The organism is Rufibacter psychrotolerans, from assembly GCF_016924645.1.
Lineage (GTDB): Bacteria > Bacteroidota > Bacteroidia > Cytophagales > Hymenobacteraceae > Nibribacter > Nibribacter psychrotolerans.
Genome location: NZ_JAFFJV010000001.1, coordinates 503,554 through 523,229, shown reverse-complemented (window position 1 = coordinate 523,229; position 19,676 = coordinate 503,554). Strand labels below are relative to the sequence as shown.

15 protein-coding genes are annotated in these 19,676 nt (G+C 56.6%); 7 read left to right on the top strand and 8 right to left on the bottom strand.

The window, feature by feature from the left end; genetic code table 11:
- Nucleotides 1–3 precede the first annotated feature (3 nt).
- Together hutI and hutU are read right to left on the bottom strand one after the other, a co-directional pair.
- Nucleotides 4–1,251, bottom strand: a complete 1,248-nt coding sequence (hutI, locus tag JT718_RS02040; protein ID WP_205500000.1) for an imidazolonepropionase — start codon at nucleotides 1,249–1,251, stop codon at nucleotides 4–6.
- Between the two features lie 142 nt (nucleotides 1,252–1,393).
- Entirely contained in the window at nucleotides 1,394–3,064 is a 1,671-nt protein-coding gene (hutU, locus tag JT718_RS02035; RefSeq protein WP_205500056.1) for a urocanate hydratase, read from the bottom strand.
- Between the two features lie 423 nt (nucleotides 3,065–3,487).
- Here hutU and JT718_RS02030 point away from each other — a divergent pair, with 423 nt between their 5' ends.
- The 4 genes from JT718_RS02030 to JT718_RS02015 all read left to right on the top strand — a co-directional run bounded on the left by JT718_RS02030 (nucleotide 3,488) and on the right by JT718_RS02015 (nucleotide 7,537).
- Nucleotides 3,488–3,703 carry a VF530 family protein gene (locus JT718_RS02030; protein WP_205499999.1) on the top strand — a complete coding sequence of 72 codons (216 nt, stop codon included), beginning with the start codon at nucleotides 3,488–3,490 and terminating at the stop codon, nucleotides 3,701–3,703.
- Nucleotides 3,704–3,779: 76 nt separating this feature from the next.
- Nucleotides 3,780–4,883, top strand: coding sequence for a 23S rRNA pseudouridine(2604) synthase RluF (gene rluF / locus JT718_RS02025; RefSeq protein ID WP_205499998.1), 1,104 nt, complete (start codon nucleotides 3,780–3,782; stop codon nucleotides 4,881–4,883).
- Nucleotides 4,884–5,066: 183 nt separating this feature from the next.
- Nucleotides 5,067–5,834: an EcsC family protein gene (locus JT718_RS02020; RefSeq protein WP_205499997.1), complete on the top strand. Its 768-nt coding sequence runs from the start codon at nucleotides 5,067–5,069 to the stop codon at nucleotides 5,832–5,834.
- 233 nt (nucleotides 5,835–6,067) lie between these two features.
- Nucleotides 6,068–7,537: a M48 family metalloprotease gene (locus JT718_RS02015; protein ID WP_205499996.1), complete on the top strand. Its 1,470-nt coding sequence runs from the start codon at nucleotides 6,068–6,070 to the stop codon at nucleotides 7,535–7,537.
- 560 nt (nucleotides 7,538–8,097) lie between these two features.
- Here the strand turns inward: JT718_RS02015 and JT718_RS02010 are convergent.
- The 6 genes from JT718_RS02010 to JT718_RS01985 form a co-directional block, all read right to left on the bottom strand.
- Nucleotides 8,098–9,480, bottom strand: coding sequence for an ABC transporter permease (locus JT718_RS02010; RefSeq protein WP_205499995.1), 1,383 nt, complete (start codon nucleotides 9,478–9,480; stop codon nucleotides 8,098–8,100).
- Nucleotides 9,481–9,483: 3 nt separating this feature from the next.
- Nucleotides 9,484–10,905: an ABC transporter permease gene (locus JT718_RS02005; protein ID WP_205499994.1), complete on the bottom strand. Its 1,422-nt coding sequence runs from the start codon at nucleotides 10,903–10,905 to the stop codon at nucleotides 9,484–9,486.
- A 2-nt stretch (nucleotides 10,906–10,907) separates the two neighbouring features.
- On the bottom strand, nucleotides 10,908–11,618 hold the full coding sequence (locus tag JT718_RS02000) for an ABC transporter ATP-binding protein (RefSeq protein ID WP_205499993.1): 711 nt from the start codon (nucleotides 11,616–11,618) through the stop codon (nucleotides 10,908–10,910).
- A gap of 326 nt (nucleotides 11,619–11,944) precedes the next feature.
- A complete protein-coding gene (locus JT718_RS01995) occupies nucleotides 11,945–14,380 on the bottom strand; it encodes a TonB-dependent receptor (RefSeq protein ID WP_205499992.1) in 2,436 nt (811 codons plus the stop codon).
- Nucleotides 14,381–14,452: 72 nt separating this feature from the next.
- Nucleotides 14,453–15,496, bottom strand: a complete 1,044-nt coding sequence (locus JT718_RS01990; RefSeq protein ID WP_205499991.1) for a succinylglutamate desuccinylase/aspartoacylase family protein — start codon at nucleotides 15,494–15,496, stop codon at nucleotides 14,453–14,455.
- 860 nt (nucleotides 15,497–16,356) lie between these two features.
- Entirely contained in the window at nucleotides 16,357–17,313 is a 957-nt protein-coding gene (locus JT718_RS01985) for a CvpA family protein (RefSeq protein ID WP_205499990.1), read from the bottom strand.
- 176 nt (nucleotides 17,314–17,489) lie between these two features.
- Between JT718_RS01985 and JT718_RS01980 the strand changes: the two genes are divergently transcribed.
- The 3 genes from JT718_RS01980 to JT718_RS01970 all read left to right on the top strand — a co-directional run bounded on the left by JT718_RS01980 (nucleotide 17,490) and on the right by JT718_RS01970 (nucleotide 19,662).
- A complete protein-coding gene (locus JT718_RS01980) occupies nucleotides 17,490–17,777 on the top strand; it encodes a GNAT family N-acetyltransferase (protein WP_205499989.1) in 288 nt (95 codons plus the stop codon).
- Nucleotides 17,778–17,949: 172 nt separating this feature from the next.
- Nucleotides 17,950–18,822 carry a prephenate dehydrogenase gene (locus tag JT718_RS01975; RefSeq protein WP_205499988.1) on the top strand — a complete coding sequence of 291 codons (873 nt, stop codon included), beginning with the start codon at nucleotides 17,950–17,952 and terminating at the stop codon, nucleotides 18,820–18,822.
- A gap of 144 nt (nucleotides 18,823–18,966) precedes the next feature.
- Nucleotides 18,967–19,662 carry a hypothetical protein gene (locus JT718_RS01970; protein ID WP_240336860.1) on the top strand — a complete coding sequence of 232 codons (696 nt, stop codon included), beginning with the start codon at nucleotides 18,967–18,969 and terminating at the stop codon, nucleotides 19,660–19,662.
- Nucleotides 19,663–19,676 lie beyond the last annotated feature (14 nt).

Genomic DNA, 19,676 nt, shown 5'->3' with positions numbered 1-19,676 from the left:
GCTTTACACCCGTTTTCCTCTTTTCCAGACCTGGGTGGGTTTGAGTTTGCCCTGGAGGTAGAGGATCTCCTGGTATTGGTCCGTGGGGAAGGCTATCAGGTCGGCCAGCTTGCCGGCTTCCAGGCTGCCGCGGTCCGGTAGCCGGAGGGCGTGCGCCGCCCGTACCGTGAGGCCGGCCCAGGTTTCGGCCTGGGTGAGTTTCTGGGCGGCGCCCAAGAGCGCCGCCTGCAGCAGCAAGTCGCCCATGGGCGCTGAGCCCGGGTTCCAGTCGGTGGCAAGGGCCACGCAAAGGCCCTGGTCCAGCAGTTGCCGGGCCGGCGCGAACGGCATGCCCAGACCCAGGGACGCCCCGGGCAGCACCACGACCACCACGCCCGCCGCTTTCAAGCGCTGGATTTCTGCCATTCCGCTGGCTTCCAGATGGTCTGCGCTGAGGGCCTGCACCTCAGCCGCTACTTTGCTGCCCCCGGTGCTGAACTGGTCGGCGTGCACGGTAACGGCAAAGCCCAGTTCCCGGGCCAGCTGCAAAAACCAAAGGGCTTCTTCCTCAGAAAAGGCGGTGTCTTCAATGAAAATGTCTACCCGTTGGGCCAGCCCTTCCGCTTTGACTTTTGGCAAGAGTTCCTCCACCACCTGCCGTAAGTAGGCGCTGTTCTGCGTGAACTCCGGCGGCCGCATGTGGGCGGCCAGGCAGGTAGGCACCAGGTCCAACGGGTGGCTTTGGTCTACCTGCCGGATGGCTTGCAGCATCTTGAGTTCATCGGGTACCGTGAGGCCATAGCCACTTTTCACCTCGCAGGTGGTCACCCCTTCAGCCAAGTGGCGGTTGCAGCGCTGGGTTAAGGTTTGCACCAACTCCTGGAGAGAGGCAGCCCGGGTTTTACGCACGGTATCCAGAATGCCGCCGCCGCTGCGGGCAATCTCCAGGTACGATTTTCCGGCCACCCGTAGGGCATAGTCCCGGGCCCGCGAACCCGCGAAGCAAAGGTGGGTGTGGGCATCAATAAGCCCCGGCAGCAAGACCAGGGGCTCCTCCAGGACCTGCAACCGGTATCCATTCTCTTGAGCGGTTTGCCGTAGTTGAGCATAGGGCCCAACCTGCGCAATCTTCTCGCCCTGCAGCAGGAGGCCGGCTTGCTCCAGGACTTCCAGTTGGTCATCGGGTAGAGGACCGGCCAAGGGCAAACCGGCCATGGTCACTAGCTGAGTGAAGGGTCCTAGTAAGGTAAAGGCTTTAGGGTCTGGGTGCATGCACGTGTGAGTTAAGAAGCGGCTTCGCCCGATGCAGAACGAAGCCCCTCTGTGGGGAGCAGGGCCGTTTTAGGCCGAGTTTCAGAAAAACAGGCCAAAAAGGCGCAGGGTGGGTAAGTCTCAGGGCCTTTCCGGCGGTAAGTTATACATCCAGGCCAAATTCCCGGGCATTCTGCTGGGCGGTTTCATAGCCGGCATCGGCGTGCCGGTAAATGCCCAGGGCCGGGTCATTGTGCAGCACGCGGCGCAGGCACCGGTCTGCCCGTTCAGAACCATCGGCTAAGATCACCATGCCGGCGTGCTGGGAGTAGCCCATGCCCACGCCGCCCCCGTGGTGGAACGACACCCAGGTGGCCCCGCCGCAGGCGTTGGCCATCAGGTTCAGGAGCGGCCAGTCAGACACGGCATCGGAACCGTCTTTCATGCCCTCGGTTTCGCGGTAGGGCGAGGCCACCGAGCCGCAGTCCAGGTGGTCGCGGCCAATCACCAGTGGGCCTTTCACCTTGCCCTCGCGCACCAGTTGGTTGAACAGCAAGCCCGCCTGTTCGCGCTGGCCCATGCCCAACCAGCAGATACGGCTGGGCAAACCCTGAAACGCTACTTTCACCCTGGCATGGTCCAGCCAGTTCTTCATGTGCACGTTCTCGGGGAAGAGATCCTTCAGGGCCTCATCGGTGACCCGGATGTCTTCAGGGTCGCCGGAAAGCGCCACCCACCGGAACGGACCCTGGCCTTCGCAGAAAAGCGGCCTGATGTACTCCGGCACAAACCCGGGAATCTGGAACGCGTTGGCCTCGCCGCCTTGCTGGGCGAATGCGCGCAGGTTGTTGCCATAGTCAAAGGTGCAGCTGCCCCGGCGTTGCAGCTCCAGCATGTAGCCCACGTGCCGGGCCATGCTTTTGAGGGAAAGTTGGCGGTATTGCTCGGGGTCCTGCTGGCGCAGGGTGAGGGCCTGCGGCAGGCACATGCCGTGTGGCACGTAGCCGTTTACCGGGTCATGGGCCGAGGTCTGGTCGGTGAGGATATCCGGCGTGATGCCGTCGCGGACCAGGTTTTCCAGCACGTCGCCAATATTGCCCACCAGGCCAATAGACACGGCCTCGCCTTTGTCACGGGCGGCCAGCACCAGGCGCATGGCGTGCTGGTAATCATAGGTCATGGTGTCCAGGTAACGGCTCTCCAGGCGTTTCTTGATGCGCTCCGGGTCTACGTCCACGCCCAGGAACGTGGCGCCCGCCATGGTGGCGGCCAAAGGCTGCGCCCCGCCCATGCCGCCCAGGCCGCCGCTCACCACCAGCTTGTGCCGCAGGTCACCGCCAAAGTGCCGCCGGCCGCAGGCGGCGAACGTCTCATAGGTGCCCTGCAGAATGCCCTGGGTGCCAATGTAGATCCAGCTGCCGGCAGTCATCTGGCCGTACATCATGAGGCCGCGCGCACGCAGTTGGTTGAAGTGCTCCCAGGTGGCCCAGTGCGGCACCAGGTTGCTGTTGGCGATGAGCACGCGCGGGGCCTCGGCGTGGCTCCTGATCTTGCCCACCGGTTTCCCGCTTTGAATCAGCAGGCTCTCGTCTTCCTCCAGGGTGAGCAGCAGCTCCACAATCTTGCGGGCGTCCTGCGGCGTGCGGGCCGCCTGCCCAATGCCGCCGTACACCACCAGCCGCTCGGGGTCTTCGGCCACGTCATGCGAGATGTTGTTCAGGAACATGCGGAGGGCCGCCTCGGCGGGCCAGTTTTTGGCGTGCAGCCTGGGCCCCTTGGGCGAAAAGTACACCGGATGGTTGGCATAGGTTTGGATGAATTCTTCCACAGACATGGCAGAACTGGCAGACAGAGCGGTGAAGGGCATCGTAACGGTTTCCATGGGACTATAGAACGTTGTAGGTGAGAAAGCAGGGACAGGTTCATGACCTGGGGAACGGGCATGAACGAAATTATCCTTTAAGATAAGACTATTTTCACCTATGGGGCAAGGAATAGCTCTCTAATAAATAACAAAATAAATCAATTTAATATTAAAAGGAACAAACCTTAATCCCGGTCACTTACCTTTAGCCAACATTTTTTAGCACTTAGTTGCTTTCCCCAAGCCCGGTCTGTAAAAATACCTCCCCAGCAGGATGGTCGCCTCCCCGCCCAGAAGGAGGCCGCCCACCCCACAGCGCCCAGCCTGGCCCGGTACCCGTTTGGGGCCAGTCACGTAAAACTCAGCTAGAAAGACTACCTTTGCAGCGGAAATATGGAAGAACAGAAAAACAATCCGTTACACGGAAAAACCCTGGAGATGATTCTGGTGCTGCTGGTGGACCACTACGGGTGGGAAGAGCTAGGCGACCGCATCAAGATCAACAGCTTCACGCACAACCCCAGCATTAAGTCAAGCCTCACGTTTTTACGTAAAACCCCCTGGGCCCGTAAGAAAGTAGAAGACCTGTACCTGAAGACGTTCGCGTGAGCCATCGCCCGGCCTGCCGGGGCAGCGCCGTTCCTTTTTCATCACCCACAGACCAGTACCCAGAACCAGCATTCGTATGTCAACAGACAATAGCACCCGGTTAAATAAATACATCGGCGACTCAGGCTTCTGCTCGCGCCGCGAGGCAGACCGCTACATTGAGGAAGGCCGGGTCACCATCAATGACCGCACCGCCCGCAAAGGCGCCACCGTGAAACCCGGCGACAAGGTAGCCGTGGACGGCGAGCCCATCAGGGCCAAAAAGCCCAACGAGCGGGCCATCTACATTGCCTTCAACAAGCCCACGGGCATCACCACCACCACCGACCCCAACGACAAGAAGAACATCATTGACTTTATTGGGTACCCCAAGCGCATCTTCCCCATCGGCCGCCTGGACAACGCCTCAGAAGGGCTCATCCTGCTCACCAACGACGGCGATATTGTGAACAAGATCCTGCGGGCCGACAACAACCACGACAAGGAGTACGTGGTGATGGTGGACAAACCCGTGAACGAGGAGTTTCTCACGCGCATGGCCAACGGGGTACGCCTCACCGAGGGCGTCACCAAAAAAGCGGTGGTGAAGCAACTGGGTCACAAAGAGTTCAGGATTGTCCTCACGCAGGGCCTTAACCGCCAGATCAGGCGCATGTGCGAGGCCCTGGGCTACCGGGTTGAGCGCCTGAAGCGCGTGCGCATCATGAACGTGAAACTGGCCGATCTGCCCACCGGGCACTGGCGCTACCTCACCGCTGAGGAAATGAGAACCATCAACGAGCTCATCGCGGAGTCTTCCAAAACCGAGGAGGCCTCTACCTGGGGCAAGGAACCCGCCAAAGCTCCGGCCCGCGCCGGCGGCAAGGCCAAACCAGAGGAAGACGATTTTCTGGAGGAGTTTGGGGTAAAGGTGCACCGCGTGGCCCCGCCCCGGCCTAAAGTAAACGAGTACGTGAACCCCAAGGCCAAAGCCAACCGCAAACCTAAAAGCGCCCCCGGCAGCGGCCCGGCCCGCGACACCGTGGGCGGCAGACCCCCTAAAGGCGGATCATCTAAAACTGCTGGTCGCGGCACCGGCACCGGCAGGCCTACCGGCGCGGCGGGGGGCAGAACCAGCAGACCTGGCCCCGACCAGAAACCCAAAAGAAGCACCGGCACCAGAGGGCGCGGCCGACGCTAAGCCTCGCCACTTTAGACAAGCGTTTAGGGCCTGATTTCTCCAAATCAGGCCCTAAACGCTTTTTAGCCTTTGGCCCAGGCGGCGTGGCTCTGGGTGAACAGGTTTATCGCCTGTGGTCATGGGCTTGCCTCCTTCGCGCAGAACCCCTTTCTTCGCAGAGCAGCTATTCCCTGCCCCTCTCTTATGACCACCGGCACCTATGAAGAAAAAGCCCTGCAGGAGCTCCGGGCGTGGCAGCAGGAAATGCTGCGGGAGCCTTCGCTCTTCAACCATCTTACCCGGGGCATGCAACAGAAGATCAACCGCTACATCCCCGAGAAGGTACACCAGGCCATCACGGCCACCATCAAGCAGATGATCAGGGCGGTGCTGTTTGGCGCCAGGCACACCACCCGCCAGCCCGTGGCCCAGGCTGCCCTGGAACAAACCGAGGCCGCCGTGCTGGACCGCATTGCCTTCTACAAGAAAACGGCGGCCGCCGAAGGGGGCATCACGGGCGCGGGCGGCATTCTGCTGGGCCTCGCCGATTTCCCGCTGCTGCTGGGCCTCAAGCTGAAGATGCTGTTTGACCTGGCCGCCCTCTACGGCCACCCCGTTGACGATTACCGTGAGCGGGTGTACCTGCTGCACATCTTCCAGCTGGCGTTCAGCAGCCAGCAGCAGCGGCGCGAAGTGTACCTGCAGATGGTAGACTGGGAAACCCAGAAACTGCACCTGCCCCAGGACATCCACCAGTTTGACTGGCGCACCTTCCAACAAGAATACCGCGATTACATTGACCTGGCCAAACTGGCGCAGCTGATTCCGGTGATTGGCGCTCCCGTGGGCGCCGTGGTGAATTATAAACTGCTGCAGAAACTGGGCACCACCGCCATGAACGCCTACCGCATGCGCTGGAGAGAGCAACGGCACCTGGGGCAGGCGGGCTCCCCGGGACTTAGCCGGCTTTAACTTCTTACAGGCTACACTTTCTTCCGCCCAGGGGCGATAAGGCCACCGGTTTTTGGTGTGTTTTCTTAGAAATCGCCTAAAAACGGGCAGGGCACCCCAATCAAAGGCTCTTGGCATTGTGCTACCCAACGGCACCGTAACCATTAAAATCTGGTACACGTTGCAAGAACAGGTGGGCCCGCCAGCCTTGGCCTGCCTAAGAGAATTACAAGTTGAGCCTTAACCCTACTGCTATGAAAAAACTTCTTCCGTATAGTCTTGCCACGGCGGCTATACTATTGTTCAACTCCTGCGCCACCAACCCGGTAACCGGCAAACGCGATATCAACTTTGTGTCTGAAGACCAGGAAGTGGCCATGGGCATGCAGGCCGACCCGCAGATTGTGGCCCAGTACGGCCTGGTAGAGAACCCCACGCTGCAGCGCTTTATCCAGGAAAAAGGCCAGCAAATGGCCGCCGTTTCGCACCGGCCCAACCTGAAATACGAGTTCAAGATTGTGGACTCCCCCATTCTCAACGCCTTTGCCGTGCCGGGTGGCTACGTGTACTTCACGCGCGGCATCATGGCGCACTTTAACTCAGAGGCACAGTTTGCCGGGGTGCTGGGCCACGAGATTGGGCACATCACGGCCCGGCACTCGGCCCAGCAGCAAAGCAAGTCTACCCTGGCGCAGGTCCTGCTCATGGGCGGCATGATCGCCTCGCCCACCCTGGCGCAGTACGGCGATGTGCTCTCGCAGGGGGCCGGGCTGATGTTCCTGAAATTCGGGCGGGACGATGAGCGCCAGTCCGATGAGTTGGGCGTGGAATACTCCACCAAGATAGGCTACGATGCCAGCCACATGGCCGATTTCTTCCAGACCTTGCAGCGGCAGGGCCAGCAAAGCGGCCAGCAGGAATTGCCGGGCTTCCTGTCTACCCACCCCAACCCCGGCGACCGGTACAACACCGTGCACCAACTGGCCGCCCAGTGGAAGCAGAAAACCAACGCCACCAACCTCAAGGAAGGGCGCGACAGCTACCTGCGCATGATTGATGGCCTCATCTACGGCGAGGACCCCAAACAGGGCTTCGTGGAGAACAGCGTGTTCTACCACCCAGACCTCAAGTTCCAGTTCCCCATCCCCACCGGTTGGCAGTACCAGAACACCCCCCAGCAGGTACAGATGGCTCCGCAGGACGGCAAGGCGCTGATGTTCCTGCGACTGGCTCAGGGCACCTCTCTGGAAGCAGCGGCCCAGAAGATGCTGCAAGACAACCAACTGCAGGCCGTGGAGTCAAGGCAAGTAACCGTGAACGGGCTGCCCGCCCTGGCGGTAGTCGCCCAACAGGCCGCCCAGCAACAACAGCAGCAGCAAACGCAGCAACAGGCCGAACCCATTCAGGCCCTGAGCTACTTCATCCAGTACGGGGGGAATATCTACAACATCACGGGCGTGACTACGGCCTCGGCCTTTAACACCTACTTCCCGACGTTCAGCGGCACGGCCCAGAACTTCCGGCAACTTACTGATCCGGAGAAACTGAACCGCAAACCCGAGGTAGTGCGCATCAAAACCGTCCGCACCCCCGGAACCCTGTCGCAGGTACTTCAATCGTTCAACGTGCCCAGCAAACGGTTCGAGGAAATGGCTATCCTGAACGGCATGCAACTCTCTGACCGCATCGCTGCCAATACGTTGATTAAAGTGGTAGAGAAATAACCGGTTGCGTGGTTATGAGTTAAAAAGAAGAGGCCGCTCCAGATGGGAGCGGCCTCTTCTTTTTGGTTATGCTTATCTCTGATAGGATAGCCTCCGTTTTAGAACTGTTTTTCAAAGAACAGCTCCAAAACAGAAACCATAAAGATTCATTCGCTGGCGCGAGCTTGCAGCTCGTGTCCGCACGCATTCCGGATACTACTACTTTGCTCTTATTCTGTCATCCTGAAAGGATCTTGGTTGCGAACCAGAAAGGCGGATAGCGAAGTGCCATTACAGCTCGCCCACAAGATCTTTCCAAGATGACAGGTGGGTGGAGGAAAGCCTTATAAAACTAAGCTCCTATACTTTAGGAAGCAAGAAAGACTTTCAGGAATGCGTGCGGACACGAGCTGCACGCCCGCGCCAGCGAACCAACCCAATTATGGCGCGGAAGTTACTTCCGTGACTTCTTAATGAATACCTGCAAGTCACGGAAGTAACTTCCGCGCCATAGTAAAGGGTTTTTAATTGCATTTTAGAAATCAAGCTAAAATCAGTAGCTGGATTGACTCAAAAATCCGCTACTTCACAGAAGCCGTTTTCCACCTAAACAGCAACAACCCTGCCCCGAAGACCACTACCACACTCCCTAACAGCTTTACAAAGCCATTTACCGCTGAATCCACGTCAGGCGCACTGGAAAAGCTATGTCTGGGCTCCCGGGCAAAGTCAGCGGGGGTGAAGGTGATCTGCCGGAAGAGGAACGGGTAATAGAACTCCCGAAGCGAGTCATGGTAGCGGGTGGCGCTTTGCAGGAACTGCACGTACGACGGCAGATCTGAACCTGCCATGGCGTTGAAAATTCCCTGAACGTTCACGGGTACACTCAGCACATTCAGTTTCTGCACCAGTTCATGCCGGGCCAGCAGTGTTTGCTTGTATTGGGTAGCGAGGTCTTGCACGGCTACATCGCCCAGGTGGTGGAAAGCGTAGTACCAGCGCCACACAAAGCGCTCCTTGATTTCGGTGGTGTCGCGCCACTGCGGGTACAAGGCGAAGAACTTGTCCATGGTCTCGCGCTTGGGTTTGTCCCAGCCGCCGTGCACTACCTCGCGCTGTTGAATGGTAAGCGCCAGCGCCTGCGGTATGGGTTGCTTGATGGAGACGTACACGTTCAGCAAAGCCGGAATGACAATGGTGAGCAACAGCCACACGCCCAGCAAGGTTACCGCATTGAAAGCCGAGTTCTTCTGCAGCGCCGCCACCAGAAACGCTACCGCAAACCAGAAAAAACAGTACAGCATCACCACGCCCAGCCAAAGCGCCACGCGTCCATCGGGCAGCACCTTTCCCCAGATCATGGCCAGGATGGAGAGCAGCAGTCCTAAGCCCAGCACCACCAGCATCCGGAACGTGAGTTTCGCGCCTACGATCAGAGGTAAACTGATGGGCTGCGACAGCAGTAATGGCAGCGTGCCCTGCTCCTTTTCTATGGACAGGATGTTAAAGCACAAACCAATGATGAGCAGCGGAAACAGGTACACCAGCACAAACGACAAATCGAAATTACCCGCCAGCACCTTCTGCGGATTGATGTTCTCGGTATCATACAACTGGGACTGCAGGTTGAGCAGGCGCAGCTTGATGTAATATGGGTTCACATCACGCTGGCCCAAGGCCAGGCTGGCCCAGGAATCTGGGTGGTGCACCGCGAAGGTGGAGTGATAGTAGCCAATGTCCCCGGCATCGGTGCCTTCGGGGTACTTGGCTTTCAGTTCCTCCACGTTATGCTCTGTCAGTTTCTCCAGCCCGGCAATGTTCTGCTGCTGCCGCTGCACCTCGGTGGTGCCGTAATAGATGCCGTACAAACCTGCTAGTAAGGTGAGTGTGACCAGGATCAGCAACCCTTTATCGGCTCTGAAGTTGAGCCATTCGTATTTGATTAGTATCCAGAACTTCTTCATCCTCTACACAATTTGAGTTTTATGAACGAGGCGCATGCCCACGGTGCACACCAAGCATAGCCATAAGACCAGTGCTGTTAAAGAGAGCAGATGGTGGCGCAGTGCCCAGTGCACGGGCGGTGTCTCGTAGGTGAAAGGCTTAAACTCCTTCCAGGTGTCGGAACTGAGGCGGGTGGTTTTGTCATGGTACTTCAGGCGGGTGGCCTGGATGTGGTTCAGTCCTTGGGCCAAGTGGTAGCGGTACTCCTCGGCCTTGTTCTGGAAGTGGAGGTAGTGCGGGAAATCAGAGCTGGCCATGCCCATAGACAGGTGCCGCACCGCCAGGTACGGGTTCAGGAAGGCCGCCAATTCTGAGATGCGGTTCTGTTTCTGGAAGGTGCCCGTGAGTTTCTCGAAATGCTCCCGGTATACCTTTGTGCTTTGCTCCTCCCCCACGGCCATGATGATGCCGTCCACGTTCACCGGTAGTTGACTTACCGAATCTACCCCGTACTTCCGGAGCAGGTCTTTTTTGAGCGCCTCGGCACGGGCATCCTGCGAGTTATGGCCATCAATGCCTTTGGCCACTTCCTCGTGCACATCAGCATCCATCTGGGCTTTGGTGGGTGTAGTGTAGAGCGTGTTGCCCAGGTTAGCCGAGGCTTTGGGAATGATCACGCAGCACAAAATCCAGATACCCAGCAGGGTGACCAAAGAGGTGCTGGAACGCTGGTGCAGCGCCGATACCACCACCGACAGCACAATGAAGATGAAGAAGTACACCAGGTAAAAGGCCATGAACAGCAGCAAGCGCCAAAGCATATCTGGCTGCAGATCCAACCCGTTTTGCCCGAAGAGCAATCCTCCTGCCAGCAGCAGCGCCGGCGTCACCACCAAGGCCACGGTTTTGCTGTAGCCCGCAATTTTGGCCCAGGCAATCTGCCGCGGCGACACACCCTGACTCAGCAGAATCTTGAGCGTACCCGTCTCCTTCTCCTGGGTAAACGCCCCAAAGCACAGGAAAATAATGAGCAGCGGCAGCAACATCTGCAGTACAAACGCCACCGTCATTTCCCCGAACCGAATGAGCGAGGACGATTGCTGCGCCTGACTGAAATTGGCGCTGTTTTGCTTGTGCGCCTCCATGAACACCGAGGCCCCGGTAAAGGAATCCAACCCGAAATCTAGAAAACTCAGACTAGACTTAGGCCGGAACGCAAAGGAACCGTAATGCGCCATGCGGTGCGGGTGCCGGTCGGCTGAGTTATGGAACTGGTGGTTTACTTCTTCCTGTGCCACCTGGCGCTCCTGTTGCAGGGTGTGGGAACTGTACAACCCCACCACCGTAGCCGCCAGCAGCAATAGCAGCACCAGCATACTCAAGACCACAAAGCGTCTGTCGCGGAGCGTACTGATGAATTCTTTTTGGGCAATGCTTTTTACCATCTTTATGCGTGCATGTAGTTGAGGTACAAATTCTCCAGTTCGTTGGCGTTCAGGTCGGCGGTGCTTAGCACATCCACCAGTTCGCCTTCGTGCATGATGCCCACGCGGGTACCCACTTCTTTTGCCCGGAAAATGTCATGCGTAGCCATGAAAATGGCGGTGCCCTGACTGCTCAATTTCAGCAGCAGGTCAGAGAACTCATTGCTGGCTTTGGGGTCCAGGCCCGAGGTAGGCTCATCCAGCAGCAGCACTTTGGCGCGTTTCGCCACCGCAATGGCAATACCCACCTTCTGGCGCATCCCCTTGGAATAAGCCCCCACTTTACGCGTAGCTGCCTCAGAAGGTAGCCCCGCCTCTATCAGGTACTGCATCAGGCTCTCGGGGCTATAGTCAAAACCGGCCAGGCTGCTGAACAAAGCCAGGTTCTCCAGTCCCGTGAGATTGGGGTACAGCATCACGTTCTCGGGGATGTAGGCCAGGTACTCTTTTACCTTGAGTTGATTGGTGGCCACTTCCAGCCCGTTGATGTACGCCGCCCCTGAAGTAGGTGTGATAAAGCCTAAGAACAGGTTAATGGTGGTAGACTTACCAGCCCCGTTCTGGCCCAGCAGGCAGAAAATCTCCCCGGGTTCAATCTGCAGGTTCAGGCCTTTCAGCGCCAGTTTGTCCTGGTACTGTTTCTTGAGTTGTCTTGCTTCTAAGGCAAATTCCATATGGATCATTGTCAATTGTCAGTTGATGATTGCTTTTTGTTTTGGGGTTGTTTTGGGATAAATGTGATGGAAACGAGAAGAGACCTTTCCCTGCTATGGCGCGGAAGTTACTTCCGTGCCTTGCTCAGCTGTTTTGTAAGTCACGGAAGTAACTTCCGCGCCATAGTGGGACCTCCTTTGAAATCAGCAATATTTGACCTCCTTTGTAAACACCCCTCTTTATCTCCCCTCAAGGGGAGAGTCTGCGCTTAGTAGAAGCCTTACATGTTTTCGGCCTGATTTCTCAAAAGCAGCGGCTAAACACACCTCTACTTCTTCGCATTACATTAAATGGTATACCCTACCGTGGCGATGAAATTTCGGGGGGCGCCGGGGCTGGCTCGGAAGTAGTCGTAGCCGCCCACGAAGTAGCGCTTGTTTAGCAGGTTGTTCAGGTTCAGGCTGAGTTTGAATTTGTTCACCTGGTAGAACAGGGCGGCGTTGGCAACGGTGTAGCTGGGCCAGTAATCCCAGATGAGTTCGCCGGTGTTCACAGCGTTCACCTGTACTTCCATGCGGCGGCGGCTCACGTGGTTTCCGCCTACTGCCAGGCCTAGTCCGTTGAGCACGGGAGAAGTAAAGGTGTATTTGGCCCAGAGTCCGGCGGTGTGTTTGGGGGCGTTGGCGGCTACCATTCCGTTCTCGGCGGCGATGGAGGCCACCAAAATCTCAGTGTGGTTGAAGGCGTAGTTGGCGTTCAGGCTGAAGTTGGGCAACACATTCCCGGTCACTTCTGCTTCCACACCCTGGGAGCGGGCTTTGCCGTTCTGGCGGTACACGGGGTTCCCGGCTTCATCTACGGTGCCGGTGTTCACCAGCGTGTGGCGTTTCTCAATCTGGTACAGCGAGATGGTAGCAAATAGCGCTTTCTGGAAGAACTCGCCTTTCAGCCCGGTTTCCAGCTGGTAGCTTTCCTCATGGCTGAAGGGTGCATCGCTTCCGTAGCGCTCCGGGAACTTGATAAACTGCGGATTCACGGGCTTAAAGCCCTGGCTGTAACTGGCGAAGTAGTTCAGGTTGCCCAGCAGCTCATAAGTCAGCCCCACCCGCGGTAACAATATGTTCTGCTTCACGCTTTCCTCGCCGGTGCCGTAATCCCGCTCATCGCGGAACATCTCGTACCGCAGGCCCAGAAGCACGCCCAACCTTGAGGTCAGGTCTAGTTGGTCCTGCACGTACACGCCCGTGGTGTGGTACACTGAGTTGATGTAGTCAATGAAGAACTGCGGCAGCGGCCGACGGATGTAGTTGCTGGTTTCCTTGATCTCGTAGACGGGGTTCTTCAGGTCTAAGGTCAGCGGCACTTTTTGTTCGTTCACCAGTTGCTCGCGGGACTCAAACATGGTGCTGTTCGGGTCGGTGTCAAACTTCACGTAGTCCAGCCCAACTACCAGTTTGTGACTAACAGATCCGGTGTTGGCGGTGTAGGCAAAGTAGCCCGAGAGGTTATCGGTGTACTCTTTGGCCCTGCGTTCAAAGTACCGCAGGTTCATGACCGTGTTATGCGGCGCATCGGCGAAGGTGTTGAGCGTGCGGTGCTCTTTCAGGTCTTCTGCGTAGGCAAACTTCATGTAGGCCAGGTTGAACGAAAGCCGATCAGAGAATCTATGGTTCAGGGAGGCGTTCAACGACAGGTCGGTTACCCGGAAGTGGTCGTTGGGCTGGCTCACGGTAAAGGTAAACGGCAAGGCGAACAAGTCTCCGCCCTGGATGGGCAAACCCCGGTCCAAGTACCCGTTGAAGTGGCTGAACACCAACTCGGCATTTAACGTGGTGTTTGCGGTGGGCCGGAACGTAACGGTTGGCGCAATGATGAAGGAGGCCCTATCGTTCACGTCCCGGAACGTTTTGGTGTTCTCGTACCCCACGTTCAGGCGGTACAACAAGGTTTTGTCTTCGTTCAAGGCACCGGTAAAATCCAGCGTAGCGCGCATGGTCTGGAAACTACCCACGCTGAAACTTACCGCCTTCCGGTCTTCCTCCAGCGGTTTCTTAGTCACCATGTTGATGGTGCCGCCCGGGTTGATGTCCCCGAACAGTGCCGCGCCCGGACCTTTCAGTACTTCCACGCGCTCCAGGTTCACCGTAAGGGGCACCCTGAAAAACCCGTTTCCAAAACTATAGCCGGAGCGCAGTCCGTTCACCAACCGAAAACCGCTTTCGTAGCCGTTCCTAAAGCCGCGCACCGTGAGGTCATCATAGCTGGAGTATTGGTTTACGCCCGCCACGTTCTTCACCACGTCGTTCAGGGTAAAGGCCTGCTGGTCTTCAATGAGCTCTTTGGTGACCGTGGAAATGGTCTGCGGCACGTCCATCACCAACGTGGCCGTCTTGGTGCCAATGAAGCTGTACTCGCTTTTATAGGTAGTCTCTTTCCGGCCCAGAACCTCCACTTCCTGCAAAGCCTGGGAATTCTGCTTCAAGGCAAAAGCCACCACCACTTCAGGGTTATTACCGGAGATGGTGATGGTGCGGGACTCGGTGGCGTGACCCATGCCCAGCGCCAACAAACTGTACGTACCGAAAGGAACATGATGGAGGTGGAAAGAACCATCGGCCGCGGTGATGGTCGCAAAGGCGTTGTTCTCTTTCAGGGTGACCGTGAACCCTTCCAGCGGCTCGCCCCGGCTGTTTTTCACGGTTCCCGTAATGTGGCCTTCGGTCTGGGCAAAGGCATGTAGCTGGCACAACGCCAGTACTATCAAAAATAAGTACTTTTTCATGTAGAGAGAGGGATAGCAGCAAGCCGGCAGAGTGGTTGCCTGCGCCTGGCTTGTGCGGGTTTCTTGAAATGATTACTGGATGTGCCCGATGTTGAAAAGGCCGTCGCCCGCCTTTACCGGCGGATTGAAGATCTTGTAGAGAATGACGCCGTCTACAGGGCAGAACACATCGGCCAGGTGGTTCCCGAAAAGGTCGGTGGTGTAGCCTAGCCGCATACCCTTTTTCACGTAATCGCCGCTGGTAAGATCACTGTAGAAAAAGCCGGTGTGCTTGCTTTCCACAGTGGTGCGTTGGCCCACCATCACCGGATGGAGCACCGTGTTGGGCTTTCCTTCCAGAATGGTCAGGTGGCGCATGAGGCTATTCAGGGCAGCCAACACCTGCTGCACCGTTTCTTCCTCTACCATCCCCATGCGGCCGCACTCAATGTCCACGGCCGGAATGTTGCGCTTGGTGGCCTCCCGGGAACAGTAGATGGAAGCTTCGGTTAACGCCTGTTCATTCCCGAACTGCACAATGAAATCAAAGCCTAAGCTAAGGGCCATGTGACGGGCTTTCTCCGAGACCTCGGGCATGTTGAAGTAATTGTAGTAGCCGGAATACGGGCGCAGGTCCCCGTTGGCATCGCCGTCGTGCACGTCAATAAAGTAATCACAGCGGGCGATGATGTCATTGGAGATAATCCAGGCAATTCTCTCAGAGCTGGTGCCTTCTTTTTTGCCGGGGAAAACGCGGTTCAGGTTCTTTCCATCCAAAGGATTTACCCGCAGACTGCGGTTCAGAAAAGCCGGCACATTGGCCATGTGCACCAGAATGACGGTGCCGCTCATCTGCGCCGGGTCTAACTGTTTGCTTAGCTTCTGGGCAGCCATGATGGGCGCGTATTCCAGCCCGTGCACCCCGGCCGTGATGCCCAGAACGGGTCCTTTTTTAACTCCGTGGAAAACCGTAACCGGAATAACCGTGCTGTCCTGCGCCGTGATGACGGGCAACAGAAAGCTCTGTTTTGAGCCTGGTTTTATCTTTTCGCCCTGGAACTGGAATGCTTTTACCTGGGCATGGGCGGATAGGTGGAATGTGAAAAAGAAGAAGAATAGAAGAGGTAGATTTCTCATAAGAAACTCAAATCGTAAACGGTAGACAATGCCGGGCTTTGAGTAGCCACGCGCGTCTGCTTTTCTAAAATCAAAAAGGAATGCAGGGGCATGACTTACCAGGACGGTAAGCGCCAGAAGCTGCAAAACAGAAGAAAGGGCACAAGCTGCCGGTCAGGCTTTTCCTGGTTCAGAAAAGACCCGCTAATCCCATTTCTGGGCGAGAAACACTAAAAGGTATTCCCGCGCAGAGACGGCTTTTCACGGCACGAAAAAACAAGACGTGTCAGTACACACTGCTCCGGCACAGGCAAAAGCAGTAGGTAAAAAGCCAAGAAAAGGGTGAAAGCAGGCGAGTGCCTGGGTTTAGGAGATGCGTTGGGGAGGTCCCCGGAGATCTATGTTGTTGGGATAGGTAAACTTCCAGGCGAAGGTAAAGCCTGAAATTCGGGTACTGATTGGGGGTGCTGTAAACGGAACCTCTAAGCGAGGGAATGAGATAAGATCGGTGGGGCCGTATTCTTTGACTTTACAGTGCTGGTGCGCCTTCTCCACGGTATGCTCCGCATCGGGCAGTTGTTCATCATGCGCCTCGGTATGCTCGTGATCATGCAGCGCCAATAACGCTGCCTCCGGTACCATTACCTGGCAAAAGAGCAGAAGCAGAAAACTAGCGATATAGGGCTGAAGACGGAGCATTCTTGATGAGACGTGATCCTGGCCAAAGCATCTAAAGAACACAGAAAGGATTATGCCTTTAAACAGATGCCAGCTCAAAAGTGGATCTACTTGTGCAATAATAAGGCACTAATCTCCTAAATGCAACTTTAGGCAAGGATCATTTCCCTTTTTGCCCACTTTGCGGAAAACGGGCCTAAAACTCAATTCCTGAAATTCTGGGTGATCATCAGGCGCCTATCGCTGCCCTGTAGAATACCTATGCCTACCCGGCCAAACCGGTCGCGCAGAATGTTGGCCCGGTGCCCCGGTGAGTTCATCAATCCTTCGTGCGCGATGGTTAAGGTAGGGGCAAGCGCCAGATTCTCGCCGGCCAAGCGGAACGGAACGCGGGCTTTCCGGATACGGTCAAAAGGACTCCAGCCCTCGGGGGTGTAGTGGGAGAAATAACCGCGGCGGAACATGTCTTCGGAATGACGGCGGGCCACGGCCCGGAGGAGCGTATCTGCCCTCAGCGGCTCCAGGTTTTCCTTGGCGCGTTCCCGGTTTACCAGTTCCAGCATCTCGGCCTCCAGATCGGGCCGGGGCTTCATGCGGGTTACTTTGTACGGCAGCTCAATCATCTCCTGCGAGCCCGGGTTTACCGTGAGTTTCTGCATGGTGCGATTGGCGGCTTTCTCAAAGATGGGCGCGAACGCCATCTCGGCTTTTTCTGTGTAAGACGCCATGCGGGTGGCCAGGGCACTCTCCTGCACCTCGTCTTGCACGTTCTCCGGCAGCGGGAAAGCCGTGAGCAGGAAAACCACAATGGCGGCAGTCACAAAACCGTTCAGCAAACCCGGCAACAACCCTAGCACCTGGTTGCCTTTATGCGTCTGAATGTGGCGGGGAAACCTGGAAAGTACCCACTCGGCAAGTGCCTGAATGCCTAAGCTGGCCACCATGGCCACCAGGAAAAAAGAAAGCGGCAGGAGCCACATCTCGTTCCAGTCTACCAGTTTCTGCAACCACTCGGCCACGTAGGGGTAAAAAGTGAGCCCTATGAAAAGGCTGCCTACCCAGCGCACAAAATCCAGCACGCCGTACAAAAAGCCGCGGTACCAGCCCGTCCAGAGGTTGGTCAGGAAAATAAACAGAAGCAGGAGGTCAATGTAGTTCATACCGTCTTGTTATGCGTGGGAAGGGTTAAACAGGAATTTAGGACCCGGCGCCAGCTTCTTTTACCGCCCCCTCCGCTTTTCTGTTGCTCCCGCACCGGCGTTTCGCCCGGGAGAAAATACGGATTTTCGGCACATCTCTCGCTTCCGCCGTATAGGAAATCCTAACGCTAACCGATATGAGCAAGCAGCAAGTGATTCATGACGAAGACGATCTTAGGTTCTACATTGCGCTGGGCGAGGAAGAGGCCGAACTCACCTACTCCCTCACCGACAACGAAGAACTGGACCTGGACTACACCTACGTGCCCGAAGACCACCGCGGCCAGGGCCTGGCCGATGAACTGGTGAAAACCGCCCTGGAGTACGTGAAAGGCAACCAGCTCAAATTCATTGCCTCCTGCCCCGTGGTGGAAGCCTATGTGAAACGCCACCCCGAGTACAAAGAACTGATGGTGGATATTTAGCAGAGCGGTGCGTCTGCTCCCGAGGAAAGCTCCGGTTTCAGGGCTACTTTTCTGAAAAGAGCCCTGAAACCGGAGCTTTCTATTTTCATCACCGCAAAGGCCGCTCTTACATGAAAGACGATCTAAAAAGTTGTAGTACCTTCGTCTTTTACTTGAGAGTACGCTTACATACATGAAAACCATCTCCATCATAGGAACCGGTCTTATTGGCGGTTCGGCGGCTATAGACATCAGAAAGGCAGGATTTGCGCAGGAACTGATTGGCGTGGACCAAAACCCCGAAAACGCGGCCAAAGCCCTGGAACTAGGCATTGTAGACCGCATCCTGCCGCTGGCAGAAGCCGCCGCCGTGTCTGATGTGATGCTGGTGGCCATTCCGGTATCGGCTATTCAGAAACTGCTGCCTTCCCTGTTGGACATGGTTCCGCCGCAAACGGTGGTCATTGACCTGGGTTCTACCAAAAGCCTGCTCTGCGAGGCCGTACGCGAGCACCGCCACCGGGCCCAGTTTGTAGCTGCCCACCCCATTGCCGGTACCGAATACTCGGGGCCCACCGCCGCACTGGAAGGCTTGTACCAGGGCAAAATGAACATCATCTGCGAGAAAGAGCTTTCTTCTGAGCACGCCCTTTCTACCGCCGAAGAACTGTTTTCTTTGCTGGGCCTCAAAACCATTTACATGCAGCCCGAGGAGCACGACAAGCACGTGGCCTACGTGTCTCACCTCTCGCACGTGAGCTCGTTTCTACTGGGCTTGACCGTGCTGGACGTGGAGAAAGACGAGCGCAACATCTTCACGCTGGCAGGCTCGGGTTTCGCCTCAACGGTGCGTCTGGCCAAAAGCTCCCCCGATATGTGGGCGCCCATCTTTGAGCAGAACGCCCATTTCCTGAGCCACGCCCTGGCCGAGTACATTAAGCACCTGCAGCAATTCCATCAGCACCTCTTAAACGGCGAGACCGATCAGCTGTACCAGATGATGCAGCAGGCCAACCAGATCAGGCCGGTGCTGGATGGTATTGCCCAAGTCTCGCCGGTGAAGTAATCCAGTTTTAGGGCTGTTTTCTGGAAAGTAGCCCTAAAACGGGTGATTTGCACTGGGAGCACGTCCAGAAAAAACTCCTCCCCGGAAATCTGAATTTGGGTTGTTTTCCTGGAAATGGGCAGAAAACAGCCTAAACCTGCCTTTTTGCGCTTAACCTCGTTCGCCTGGTCCCGTACTACCTTTTTCACACGTAACCAGAGCACCATGGTCATCACTGATTTTCTGAACAAGATCAAAAAAGAATGGGAGGTACTGAAGGGCCAGGATGCCAAGGACAAATTCTTCCAGAACGAGAACTCCTTTGAAGATGAGGCCACGGCCCGGCGCGAGTTTGCGCGCACCAAGCAGAAACTGTTCGACGTGAACCGCTGGTCCACCCTGGAGGGCATCAATTCTACCTTCCAACTGTACGATGCGCAGGGACACCCTACGGCCCGGTCCAGGGTACAGCTGGGCGACTACGTGCAGATCATTCTGCCCGCCACCAACATTGAGAACTGGGTGACCGTCATTGAAGTCACCGAGGAAGAAGATGCCGCACAGTTTGTTGTTCGCCCGTGCCCCAAACCGGAGCCCCAGAAACAACCCCAGGAAGGCAGTGAGGTAAAGCACTTTTTCACCGATGAGGCCACCAGCACGTTCCGGGTACTGCGCGAAGGAAATACCATCTACGGCTTTGAGATTGGCCGCGACGAGAAACCCAACAACCAGGGCGACCAATCGGGGGGCCGGGGCCTGTTGAACACCTTGATTTCAGAAGGCGGCTGGGCCGGTTTTCAGGATCTGCAGTGGAATAAGATTACCCGGTATTACGTGCACCTGGAGGAAGGGAAAGCGTAAGTTACGCTTGCTTT